Raw genomic sequence first — 13137 nt, forward strand, 5'->3', positions numbered from 1 at the left:
CACTTTAATTATAACATAAAATCACAAGGTAAAATCATCCTGTTGTGAAATTTTATCAAATGGTATCTTCCCGCATTAATGACCGGGAGAAAACAAGCATTTTCTCCCGATCATTGATTCTTTTTTATGCTTTTTAACGATTGAATGCTATTCAGATTGAATACCATTATGACGCAGCAGGGCATCAACGGTGGCGGCACGACCTCTGAATTGCTTGTATGCGGATGCTGCATTTTGCGAGCCGCCTACTTCTAAAATACACTTCAAAAAATCATGACCGGTCTTGGAGTTGAATATTCCTTCTTCTTCAAATCGAGAAAAAGCGTCACTGGATAATACTTCAGCCCAACTGTAGCTGTAGTATCCTGCAGCATAACCACCACTGAAAATATGGCTGAAACTGTGCTGAAACCGGTTGTAGGGTGCTACAGGGATAATGCTGGTTTTACAACGAACATCAGCAAGTATATCAGCCACCAAGGAGTTTGAATTACCTTTAAATTCCTGATGAATACGAAAATCAAACATGGAAAACTCCATCTGTCTGAGCATGGCCATGGCAGATTGGAAGTTTTTTGCAGCCAACAAACGTTCAAATAACGCTGCCGGGAGTGGTTCACCTGTATCTACGTGAGCCGTTAACAAAGACAAGGCGCTTTGTTCCCAACACCAGTTTTCAAAAAATTGGCTGGGTAATTCAACCGCATCCCATTCTACCCCATTAATTCCTGAGGCGCTTAAGTAATCAACCTGGGTTAGTAAGTGATGCAAGCAGTGTCCAAACTCATGAAACAAAATGATTACTTCATCATGTGATAAGGTTGCTGGCTTCGTTGATGATGTTTTAGCGAAATTACAGGTCAGGGTAGCAATAGGAAGTTGTAAGGTTCCATCTTCAAGCCGTCTTCTGCTTTGCAGCGAATCCATCCAGGCACCGCCTCGCTTATTCGGTCTGGCATATAAATCGGTATACACATAACCTCTAACCTGATTGTGTTCATCAATAACTCCAAAACATTGGACGTCTTTATGCCACACATCAACACCAGGAATTTCTTCTATTGTCATTCCATACAGTTTTTTAACTATGGCAAATAAACCCTGCATTACTGTAGGTTGAGGAAAATACGGGCGCAACTCCTCCTGCGATAACGTAAAGAGATTCTGTCTTCTTTTTTCGGATAAAAAAGCAACATCCCATGGTTTTACAGGTGCTAGAGCAAATTGTTCTGCGGCAAACTGTTCTAGTTGAGCAAATTCATGCTGTGCTTGATTCCGGGCTTTATTAATCAAATCCGTCATAAACTGAATGACCTGATCCGTTGACTCCGCCATTTTAGTGGCCAGCGAGAGTTCTGCGTAATTATTGAACCCGAGTAACTGAGCTTTTTCATGACGCAATGCCAGTTGTTCGTTAATTAAATCTGTATTGTCAAAAGAACCGGCATTAGGCCCCTGATCTGAGGCTCTTGTGACATAGGCCTTATAGATTTCTTCACGTAAGCTCCTGTCTTGTGCGTGAGTAATAACCGCTTGAAAACAGGGATACTCCAAAGTCAAAATATAACCGTCTTGACCTTTCTCTTCAGCCAGCGCCCTTGCCGTATTCATGGCATGTTCTGGCAATCCGGCCAATCGATTGGCATCGGTAATGTGCATGGTAAACGCCTGTGTGGCATCGAGCACATTATTGCCAAACTGACTAGACAGCTCAGCTAAACGGGCTTGAATTGCTTCGAAACGTTTTTTTTGTTCGCTGGAAAGCGCAACGCCAGATAACTCGAAATCAAGCAGACTGTCCTCGATTATTTTCTGTTGTGCTGAGTTTAAAGCGTGTTTATCAATAGATTTAATCGCTTCATACAACTGATGATTGTGACCTATTGCAGCTTCATAGGCGGATAACAATGGCAAACACGCATCATAACAGTCACGCAAAGCCTTGGAGTCCATGACTCCATGCAAATGAGCCATAGGCGACCAAAATCGCTCCAGCGAATCAGCCAGATCATCCAGAGGATACATCAGATTATCCCAGGTATAATGCTGATTTTCCTTAAGGACAGAATCTATTTGTTCCAAATGACTTTTTAATAAGGCTTCCAAATGAGACTTAAATCCAGCAATGTCTATATGGCTAAATTGTGGTAATCCGACTGGCGATGACATGTTATACCTTGATCTGATTATTGGTGCTTCAAAGCATAGCACATCAAGTGATGAACACTCTATCCATAACGCAACGAAGTCCGATCGTCGCTGGGAAGATCTGCTGTATTTTCCAAAACAGTGTCGCCTTTAACCTGGTCATTATTGTTTTTGGCAAACACCCCAAACCGGGTAACGCCAGAGGGTTTTTCAACCGTATCATTAGGCCGAAACTGCTCCAAATTACGAGTAAGCGCAAAGGAAGCCATCCATATGGCGATCAACGAAACAGCACCAATGAAAGGGATAACTGCATTTGCGGCCAGAAATGGGAGAGCAAGACACATAGCCCAAAACACCGCTACAGTACCGGCAAGAACTAGTCCTAATCTTAAGGTTTCAAACTCGATACGGTGCTTAAGAAAGTGCTGATATTCTTCAATGGCATTTTTGGTTACGTCATCATCACAAGCCAGATAGATTTTTTTATAATCATTTTGCACGCCATAAAGCCTGTTAAGTTCAATAAACATCCTTAAACTGGCATTGGCAACATCAAAAGCAAAAGCGATCATGGTGAAATAAAAAGATAAGGGAGCCAAGGCGCCTACTAATACAAAACAATTAAGCAACCCCACTCCTACCCAAACCAAATCATTACCCAGTTCAAACCAACGGCGTTGTATTTGCGCCTGAAAACGAATATGCCAGTCCAGTTCCTGCTCTAGTGCATTTACGTCAGACCACGCAATACTGTGTTTTGCTAAAAGAAAAAGGTTAGTGGTCAAACGTGGGATGAAAAAACACCAGGCAATATAGTCAAAAAAAGGATTAGTATAAAAATCCATCAGCCGAACAAATTCTTTGTATTGTGGAGAACCGGTTACAACGAGATTTAAAAAATTTAAAAATCGTTTCGTACGAGTAAGAAAGAGTCTGAGCCAATTCAGCTGGGCGGTATTATCCCGGATGTATTGTGCGAATGAAAATTCAGGTTGTTCTGGATTTTTTATCCTTTCTTCAGGAAGAAAAGTCATCCCCGCCATGTCCTCAAGCAACGCTTTGTAAATTTGTTGATGTCGGCGTAACCGCTCAACTTCACGAGGAACAACGAGATAATTAAGGTAAATTTCCTCTAACAATTGCGCCAACATTAAGGCAGTTTGTAACTCGCCAATGACTTGTTTGGCGTTTATTTGCTTGGGATGATCAAAGTGATGCCTGATTTGATGGCATAAAATGCTGTATTCCATATTCAGCACGGGATGATGCAATACAATTTTTTTATAAAAATCAGAACCAAGAAGCTTGATGCGCTTATCAAAAGACCATTGCAGAGAATTACCCTCTGCCATTTGGGGCAAATCTGGAACAATGCTGCGTAAGCGCAAGATAACTGGCATCATGATGTCCTGAAATTACCTATTGAATATCCAATTTGTTTTATTGGTCTTAATTATTGGCTTCTGTATAAAAATATTCCATCCAATTGAGAATAGGGATACAAAAACAGGCGCATTATGACAAAAAATGGACAATAAGTAAAATTTTAAAAACATTAAAGTATAGAATTTACATCAGTTACAACTAAAAATGAATGGTTTTCTTGCTGATTTATGCCTTCTGAGCGACAATAGCGCCTCAGTTAAATGCATAAGAGTTCGCATGAATCTTTCTAAAGAATTAGCAAATGCTGTTCGTATATTAAGCGTTGATGCCGTAAACCAGGCTCAATCCGGTCACCCTGGAATGCCATTAGGTATGGCGGATATAGCTACTGTTTTATGGAAAAAATTCTTGAAATTTAATCCACGAAATCCCCAATGGTTCAACAGAGACCGGTTTGTGTTATCTAACGGACACGGTTCCATGCTGCTCTACTCCCTTCTTTACCTGACAGGATATAATTTATCTCTTGACGAACTTAAAAATTTTCGCCAGCTGCATTCTAAAACGCCCGGTCATCCAGAGTATGGACATACCCCCGGAGTAGAAACTACGACAGGCCCCTTAGGGCAAGGCTTGGCTAATGCGGTGGGTATGGCTTTAGCCGAAAAAATACTGGCCAGTCAGTTCAATCGTGATCAATTTGAACTCGTCAATCATCACACCTATGCTTTTGCAGGAGACGGTTGCCTGATGGAAGGTATTTCGCACGAGGCCTGTTCACTGGCGGGCACTCTGCAACTGGGAAAACTTATCGTATTTTACGATGATAATGGCATATCCATTGATGGTAAAGTTGAAGCCTGGTTTACTGATGATACTGTTGCCCGTTTCAGAGCATACAACTGGCAAGTGATTGAACAGGTTGATGGCCACGACATGAATGCCATTGAACAGGCCATCATTGAAGCCCGTGCCAATACAACGCAACCTACTCTCATTCAGTGCAAAACCATCATTGGACTGGGATCTTCTGTTGCCGGGAGTGAAAAATCGCACGGCTCGCCACTGAGTGCTGATGACATTCGGCAAGTAAGGGAATTTTTCAACTGGCCACATGCACCTTTCGTCATTCCTGATGCTCTTGCCCAACAATGGAACCATATAGAGCAAGGTGAGAAGGAAGAACAGCACTGGTTGCAACTGCACCATGAATACCAACAATGCTATCCTGAGAAAAACTACGAATTTTTACGCCGTATTAATGGCGACCTGCCCGACAACTGGCAAGAAGCTTCTGCAGCCTTTATCAATCAATGCCGAACAAACCAAAAGGCAATAGCGACAAGAAAAGCATCCCAACAGTGTATTGAATACTTTGCCGCTTTGTTACCCGAAATGCTTGGTGGCTCGGCTGATCTGACCGGCTCCAACAACACCGACTGGTCAGGAAGCAAGGCGATAACACCTAAAGATTATTCTGGAAACTATGTGTATTATGGGGTGAGAGAATTTGCAATGGCAGCCATCATGAATGGTCTTGCTGTTCATGGTGGATTCATTCCTTATGGTGGTACCTTCCTGGTATTTTCAGATTATGCACGTAACGCTGTTCGTTTGAGTGCGTTAATGAAGCAAAGAGTCATTTATGTCTTTACTCATGATTCAATAGGATTGGGAGAAGATGGCCCAACCCACCAGCCTGTAGAGCATGCCGCCATGTTGCGTATGACTCCAGACATGACCGTCTGGCGCCCTGCTGATTTAATGGAAACCGCAGTTGCCTGGCAAGATTCTCTAGCCCATCATAACGGGCCTGCGTCTTTACTTCTGTCACGTCAAAATCTACCCGCTCTACCTCACAGTGAGCAGGCCGCTGAGTTAATTAAAAAAGGCGGATACATTATCAAAGATTGCAATGGAACACCGAATGCAATACTGATAGCAACCGGTTCGGAAGTACATCTGGCCCTTTTAGCCGCCGAAGAAGCTGCAGCGAAAGGATTAAAAATCAGAGTAGTATCCATGCCCTGCGGTGAGCGATTTCTTGCCCAGGAACTTTCCTATAAAAATGAAGTATTACCTGATAATGTTCGAATTCGTATCGCTATAGAAGCAGGCAGCACTGCCTATTGGTATCAATTTGTGGGGCTGGATGGCGCAGTGATAGGTTTAGACAGTTTTGGCGTTTCTGCACCAGCAGCAGCAGCTTATACCAGCCTGGGAATTACTCAGGAACGTATTTTGAACACTTTGGAACGATTAATAAAACAAACACTAGTGTAACCCGCACCTTTTAAACATCAAAAGGATATACTTGCGAAAAACAGGTATGAGTAGGGCACCTCAAATCGGAGAAATAGCATGGCAATACGAGTCGCGATTAATGGCTATGGTCGCATTGGTCGTTGTATTTTACGTTCAATTTTTGAATACAACAGACAAAATGAATTTGAAGTTGTGGCAATCAATGATTTATCAGGAATAGATGTCACCGCACATTTAACCCGTCACGATTCGACACATGGTCATTTTGGATCAAGTGTATCAGTTGAAGGGAATACACTCATTGTTGATGGCCATAAAATTCAGGTTATAGCAGAACGTAACCCGTTAAATTTACCCTGGAACACTTTGGATATTGATATTGTGTTTGAATGTACCGGTTTCTTCACCACCAGAGATGCAGCGATGCAACACATTACTGCCGGGGCTAAAAAGGTACTGATTTCAGCGCCAGGCAAAGAGGTCGATGCCACCATTGTTTATGGAGTCAACCATCATCTTCTGAAAGCAAGCGACAAGATAGTATCTAACGCATCGTGCACCACTAATTGCCTTGCTCCAGTTGTCAAACCATTACATGACGCATTGGGAATAGAACATGGCCTGGTTAACACAGTTCATGCCTATACCAAAGATCAAATGTTGCTTGACGGCAGCCACAAAGATTTACGCCGCGCTCGTTCAGCGACGCAATCAATTATTCCAACCAAAACAGGTGCTGCGGCAGCTGTAGGCCTTGTTTTACCAGAGCTAGCCGGTAAGCTGGATGGTTTTGCCATGCGTGTTCCTGTTCTTAATGTTTCGGTAATTGATTTAACCTTTACCGCAAAACGCAACACAACCGTTGAAGAAGTAAATAGTATTGTTCGCCAGGCAAAAAGCCGTATTTTACAAATAAACGATGACCCATTAGTGTCTTGTGATTTTAACCACAATCCCGCATCATCAATATTTGATGCAACTCAAACGAAAGTATTAGGTAACCTCGTTAAAATCGTTGCCTGGTATGACAATGAATGGGGATTCTCCAATCGTATGCTCGACACAGCCCACCAAATGATGAATTGTTGAGGGATAACTCATGAATCTGATTAAAATGAGTGACATAGACCTTGCGGGTAAACGAGTTTTAATTCGCGAAGATCTTAATGTGCCCATTAAAGACGGGATAATTACCAGCGACCAAAGGTTGCGTGCCGCATTACCAACGTTGACTTCAGCACTGGATGCTGGTGCGGCGGTAATGGTACTCTCACACCTGGGACGACCCGAAGAAGGCCGCTACGAAAGCCGCTTTTCGTTAGAGCCTGTTGCAGATTATCTTCAGAAAAATCTTGACTACCCCGTCCGTTTTGTTAGTGAATATCTTGATGGTATTGAGATTAAACCCGGTGAATTGGTTATTTGCGAAAATGTTCGATTTAATCCTGGTGAAAAAAGTAATGATGAACATCTGGCAAAAAAATTAGCCCAATTGTGCGACGTATTCGTGATGGATGCTTTTGGAACCGCTCACAGGGCACAAGCATCAACTTATGGTGTTGCCCAATATGCTCCTGTAGCTGTGGCCGGTCCATTATTAGTTCGTGAGCTTGAAGCATTACAGCATGTTCTTAAAAATCCGCAAAAACCTATTGTTGCCGTTGTTGGCGGAGCAAAAGTCTCAACCAAACTCAGTTTACTCAAACAACTGGTTGGCATGGTAGATTATTTAATTCCAGGTGGAGGAATAGCCAATACGTTTCTTAAAGCCCAGGGATTTGAAATAGGTGTATCCTTGTATGAGCCTGATTTACTGGATGAAGCACGCCAGATCCTGAAACTGGCAGAAGAAAAAGGGTGTAAGATTCCTTTGCCTAAAGATGTAGTGGTTGGTAAAACATTTAGTGAAACATGCCCAGCCTTTAACAAAACATTAGCGAATGTTGCGACTGACGACATGATTCTCGATATTGGGCCTATGACCATCAGTGATTATGTGGACATCATTGATGAGGCAAAAACCATCATCTGGAATGGTCCGGTTGGTGTTTTTGAATTTGCCCAATTCGCCTATGGAACCCGGGCTCTTGCTATTGCAATTGCGGAAAGTGATGCATTTTCCATAGCAGGAGGTGGTGATACTTTAGCTGCCGTGGATCTTTATGATTTAAATAACCAAATTTCCTATATTTCCACCGGAGGCGGCGCATTTCTTGAGTGTCTCGAAGGAAAAACCTTACCAGCAGTAGCCATTTTGCAGGAGCGGGCTAAAGATGTTGAGAAGAACTAAGATAATTGCGACCCTTGGTCCAGCCAGTAATGATCCCGTCACCTTGCGTGCCTTGCTTGGTGCCGGGGTAGATGTGGTGCGAATTAATTTTTCTCATGCTGATGCTTCTGCGATAACACTGATACAACGGGTACGAAAAATTTCTGCAGAATTAAATCATCCCGTAGCAATTATGGCGGATTTACAAGGCCCAAAAATTCGAATTGGACGCTTTAAAGATAAAGCCATTACCCTTCTTGATGGTCAGAATTTTACTCTGGATTGTCAATCTCAAGAGATTGGTACGAATATGGAAGTCGCTGTGGCTTATCCCAATCTTGCCAATGAGCTGAGTAAAGGCGATCATCTGCTACTCAACGACGGATTAATCGAATTAGAAGTTATTAATATTATTGGTTCAAAAATTTATTGCCAGGTTATTGAAGGTGGTGTCCTTAGCGATTTGAAGGGGTTAAACAGAAAAGGTGGTGGTCTGGCAGCCAGAACCTTAACAGAAAAAGACATTAATGATTTACGTATCGCAATTGGGGCTGAGGTAGATTATGTCAGCTTATCTTTTGTAAAAGATGCTCAGGATATTCGCAACATCAAAGCATTAATGACGCAATTTGATGCTAAAATTACGCCCGTAATTGCCAAAATTGAACGCACTGAGGCATTAGAACACCTAACCGACATCATTCAGGAAGCAGATGCCATTATGGTTGCAAGGGGCGATCTGGGTGTGGAAATTGGCGCAGCAGAAGTTCCTGCCATTCAAAAACAAATTATTGAGCAAACTCGTCTGTTAAACAAAGTAGTGATCACGGCAACTCAGATGATGGAATCCATGATCAGTAATCCTCAACCTACTCGGGCAGAAGTATCTGATGTAGCCAATGCCATTTTGGATGGAACCGATGCGGTGATGCTGTCCGCTGAAACGGCAAGCGGCCAGTTTCCGGTGAAAGTAATCACTATGGTGAATAAAATATGCTTAAGCGCCGAAAAACATGCCAGCTTTTTTTATCATACCGATCCTGAATCCTGTCATTATCAACGTGCCGATCAGGCTATCGCTATGGCGACCATGCATGCAGCCAATCACTTTCCTATTCAAGCGATTATTACACTGACTGAATCGGGCGATACTGCGTTATGGATTTCAAGACATCATAGCACTGTACCTGTTATTGCCGTATCCGCCAACAAACGCACAGTGGGACGTTTATGTCTGATAAATAATGTATTTCCCGTATATCTCGACTATCATCACCTGGCTACCGCACATCTTAATCAACACATTATTGACGAGTTAGTCAAATTGCAACTACTGCAAAAAAATGGCTACATTTTATTAACTCGCGGCAAAGCCATAGGAACCCCGGGAGGAACGAATAGCATGGAGATCATTGCACTAACGCCCTAACCTTAAAAAATAGTCTTATCCTGCTTGCCGTAAACCCTTATTCGTATAAAGGCTTACGGCAATAAAACCTCCTCGAGAACTAAATTATCATGTAAAAAAGTTGGGAACATAATACAGCGCCTAAGGATTAACAATGTGCTAAAACCATGCAATAATCCGTCTATTATGCTCTGCCAAAGAATATCATGCCATTATACAAAACCATTTGTGACCAACTAAACCATGCAGGATTCCAATTTACTAAAGATACACTCCGAAATTTCGATATTATTGAATACATGGTACTTGAAGCGGTTGGGGCGCTTCATCCATTAAAGGATAAACCGCTACTGAGTGTTTTTCGCCTTGGCCATACAAGTAATTGTTTATTTGAAGATTCCCAAAAGCGCTCTTCACTGGAGTTTGGTTTTAAAAAAAATTCATCGGATTCCGGTCAATCAGCAATAAGTGAAGAAGACGGGTTTGATTTAATCGATAAAGTCAAAGCAATAGAAGTTAAATTTCCTAAAAGCACTCATGATTCTGAGCACTTTTACTATAATCATTTCAACACATTGTACGCAGTAATTATGCTAGATGACGATATTGAAAAGGCCATTCGCTCTTCATCAGTATTCCTTGCCGCAGGTGATTTGTCTCAATTTGATTTAGGATCACTTTTGCTGCTGAGAAAAAAACTGGCGTGTTATCAAATTGCTGATGCAAACATCAAGGCTCTGTCCATTGATTTAAGCGATAGAATAACTGACTATATGAACTCACATTTTGATCGGCAATTAATCGCTCAAACCGAGCCAGAAGCGCAAAAGCAATTTAACTTGATGATTGCCATTACAAAAGAAGAACACCGATTTAATCAGATTTTTCGCAGACTTTCTTACCGATTATCCGAATTAACGAACAAGGGAACGCCATTTTTTGAGAGCAGTATCATTCCACATGGTCCCATATCAAACGTCAGATATAATTCCAACTACGCCAAAATAGCATCCATTGCCAAGTCCTTAACCACTACCCTAAGGGCTGCTCGTAACGATTTTTTTAATAATCCGGTATCACAGGAACGTGTTATACAATTTCAAACAATCTGTATTGATGCAATAACCCATGCAAAAGGAGAATTCGCCAAATTTCGAGGTTTTGCTAATTGGTATAACGAATTAAATCCTGTACTGCAGTCAATAATCCAGTGCATTAGAACAATAGCAGGAATTATTGCCGGCCTGACTGTCATTCCGGCAATATTTACCGAAATGTACACAGAACGAGGCTACATAGGTACGTTCTTCAGCAACAAAACAGGTTCTCTGAAAGAACTCGAACGCTTCGAGCAGGGGCTTGTTGCCAAAGAAGGAATTTTTGACCGTTTAAAAACAGAAATCACTTTGGAACTACCGGAATTTAATGCTTTTTTAAAACCATAATATAAGCATCAACATAATCGGGTAAATGCCTTGTTCCACGATTAAACGCATCTCGTCCAGAATAACTGCCTGCCAGGTAATCAACCTGGTACAGATTATCAGCAAATGCACCGCCAGTGTCTGCCATAATTCCGGCTTTTGCGATGAGCTTACCCTTATGATCACGATACTGAATCATTAATACTCTACCCAAACCAAACTGGTGCAAATCAGCCGCAAATGTTACTTGGGGATTAATGGTGATTTTATGATCAGCGTCTTTACCATACCCTTTTATGCCATCAACCTGTTTAAAATACCAATAACGCTCCTGTTGATAAGGCGATTTCGTTCGGTCGTAGGCTATATTGTTGGTCCGGTGAACATTGAATATTTTTTTTTCTTTACCATCAAAATCAACAACAACAGTCCCTTGCAACAGAGCAGCCTCTAAATCCTCACGGCTTACATAAGCAAGTACTGGAACCGGCTTATCGTTTAATGCTCCTGCCAATATTGCCTGTTTACCGTAATTCAAACGAATTAGTCCTGGCTTTTTGTCTGCATCTTCCAGAGTTAAGCCACGTTCGTCAGCAGGAAGACCGTGCAGAGCATAGGGCATTCTGGATGTTTTTACTGAACTGGCATGGGCTAAATGAACGTAATATTTAGTCATTAATAAACGATCAGCGGGTAGATTTTTTAATAAAGGCTTATTTGTTGCCAGCAGGCTTGCCTGACGCTTATCAGGATACCAGCGCATAAAATCAAAATGGCGTTTTACAAAATTTGGATTATTTAATTTATCCTGATTGGCGCAAATAAATGTTAATGTTGCTTTAACTCGATTCAGCGGGATAGTAACCACCTTACCGTCATGAATCACGTGCGGGTCATAACCAGAACCTTGATGCAAATAGGCCAATGTTTGTTTGGCTGTGGCGCATAATTCCGTTCCATTGATATCGTAGATACCCTGAAACAATGGTTGAGACGCCACAAAATGAGGCGAAGCAAAAGCTGACTGAACGAATAAAAAGCCAAGCAGTATGGTTCGCAGCTTCATTTACTCAACGGTCTCTTTTTTCTCTTCTGCGCTACGAGATAATCCTAATTTCTCTTTGAGCCGTGCAACCGCATCAGGATCGTATTGCCGTGTTGTTTTATGTTTCACCACAACCGCAGCCGTTCTTACTGGTTGAGCTGCTGCATGGTGAGCACTAAACGCCGGAGCTCTGGGGGGATACGTTGGCAAGTAATCGTCACTAGGGGCTGCTGCACTATGGCTGGCAGACTTGGCGTAGGTCTGTGTTGGTTGCTGCATCACGCTTGCAGGTTGTTGCGTAGACAATTTACCGGCCATTATTTTACGTGCGTTTCGCACACTTTTTTCTACTCGTTTTTTTATTTTCGCAGCTGCATGCTCCGCTTCTTCATCAGAGACATCACTAACCACATTGCCCTGCAAATCAATTCGCTTTTCTCGAGCTTTCAAACAGGTGAGATAATCAAGGCGACGGGTAAAAAGGACAACCGCTTCTCTAAGCTTACTTTTTGAAATACCGGCTTCTGCGGCTTTATCAGCGAACTGCAAAATGTCATCCATAATGCCGGTTTTTAAAGGGCGTATGCGTAATGAATTATCAAATGCACTGGGAAAATTAGCAGCCAGCCAAACCAGTGCTTGCGATCGAGCTCGTCTGGATTGATTTTTTTGGGATTTATTGATTACAGCGGTGCGTGGATGCAGCTCCTGTTTTCTCATTATGGTACCTTTATTTTAGAACGTATTATGGAATGAAAGTTGTCAATTATCCGTGCGTTGTTGGTTTTCATATCCGATATCAGAAAATGGAATAGTTAGGTCATTTGTTTTAGAAATGAGCGCACAATGTACAATGTTTAACGGTTTTTTGCAAGCACTCTTAACGCAATTACAGGGCTTAAGCTGTATCCGATTAGAAAAATACTTTAAGATACACCTATAATTAATCATCTAACATAGGGTGAACAGATTATGAAACGATTTTTTATGTCTATTCTGGCGTTATTCTTTCCTTGGCTCGTGCTTTTGCTTCATGATAATCCCGGTGGGGCATTTGTTGCTTTAATCATGCAGGCTACTGTGGTTGGATGGCCTTTTGCGACCATTTGGGCCTGGCGTTTGGTTCACCCGGAAAATAAAACCGCTACAGAAGAAACAGAATAATTATCTATAACGTGTTTAAATCCAT

At 42.0% G+C, this 13137-nt stretch carries 10 protein-coding genes; 6 read left to right on the forward strand and 4 right to left on the reverse strand.

What is annotated here, in order from left to right; genetic code table 11:
- Window positions 1–147 precede the first annotated feature (147 nt).
- Entirely contained in the window at window positions 148–2169 is a 2022-nt protein-coding gene (locus Lwor_RS02840; protein WP_058492389.1) for a M3 family metallopeptidase, read from the reverse strand.
- Window positions 2170–2228: 59 nt separating this feature from the next.
- Window positions 2229–3554 carry a hypothetical protein gene (locus Lwor_RS02845; protein WP_065235833.1) on the reverse strand — a complete coding sequence of 442 codons (1326 nt, stop codon included), beginning with the start codon at window positions 3552–3554 and terminating at the stop codon, window positions 2229–2231.
- A 259-nt stretch (window positions 3555–3813) separates the two neighbouring features.
- Between Lwor_RS02845 and tkt the strand changes: the two genes are divergently transcribed.
- The 5 genes from tkt to Lwor_RS02870 all read left to right on the forward strand — a co-directional run bounded on the left by tkt (window position 3814) and on the right by Lwor_RS02870 (window position 10924).
- Window positions 3814–5820: a transketolase gene (gene tkt, locus Lwor_RS02850; protein WP_058492391.1), complete on the forward strand. Its 2007-nt coding sequence runs from the start codon at window positions 3814–3816 to the stop codon at window positions 5818–5820.
- Between the two features lie 78 nt (window positions 5821–5898).
- Window positions 5899–6891, forward strand: coding sequence for a type I glyceraldehyde-3-phosphate dehydrogenase (gap, locus tag Lwor_RS02855; protein WP_058492392.1), 993 nt, complete (start codon window positions 5899–5901; stop codon window positions 6889–6891).
- A 10-nt stretch (window positions 6892–6901) separates the two neighbouring features.
- The gene (locus Lwor_RS02860) at window positions 6902–8092 is read left to right on the forward strand and encodes a phosphoglycerate kinase (protein WP_058492393.1); all 1191 of its coding nucleotides are present in this window, start codon (window positions 6902–6904) and stop codon (window positions 8090–8092) included.
- Complete coding sequence (gene pyk, locus Lwor_RS02865; protein ID WP_058492394.1) at window positions 8076–9500, forward strand: pyruvate kinase; 1425 nt, start codon at window positions 8076–8078, stop codon at window positions 9498–9500. Before Lwor_RS02860 ends, pyk begins: the two co-directional genes overlap by 17 nt.
- 185 nt (window positions 9501–9685) lie before the next feature.
- A complete protein-coding gene (locus Lwor_RS02870) occupies window positions 9686–10924 on the forward strand; it encodes a hypothetical protein (protein WP_058492395.1) in 1239 nt (412 codons plus the stop codon).
- On the opposite strand, the gene Lwor_RS02875 is transcribed toward Lwor_RS02870, so the two are convergent.
- Together Lwor_RS02875 and Lwor_RS02880 are read right to left on the reverse strand one after the other, a co-directional pair.
- Complete coding sequence (locus tag Lwor_RS02875; RefSeq protein ID WP_058492396.1) at window positions 10902–11969, reverse strand: hypothetical protein; 1068 nt, start codon at window positions 11967–11969, stop codon at window positions 10902–10904. The genes Lwor_RS02870 and Lwor_RS02875 overlap by 23 nt on opposite strands.
- The gene (locus tag Lwor_RS02880) at window positions 11970–12668 is read right to left on the reverse strand and encodes a ProQ/FinO family protein (protein WP_058492397.1); all 699 of its coding nucleotides are present in this window, start codon (window positions 12666–12668) and stop codon (window positions 11970–11972) included.
- 252 nt (window positions 12669–12920) lie between these two features.
- Between Lwor_RS02880 and Lwor_RS02885 the strand changes: the two genes are divergently transcribed.
- On the forward strand, window positions 12921–13112 hold the full coding sequence (locus Lwor_RS02885; RefSeq protein ID WP_058492398.1) for a hypothetical protein: 192 nt from the start codon (window positions 12921–12923) through the stop codon (window positions 13110–13112).
- The last annotated feature ends 25 nt before the right edge of the window (window positions 13113–13137 follow it).

This window comes from Legionella worsleiensis (assembly GCF_001467535.1).
Classification (GTDB): domain Bacteria; phylum Pseudomonadota; class Gammaproteobacteria; order Legionellales; family Legionellaceae; genus Legionella; species Legionella worsleiensis.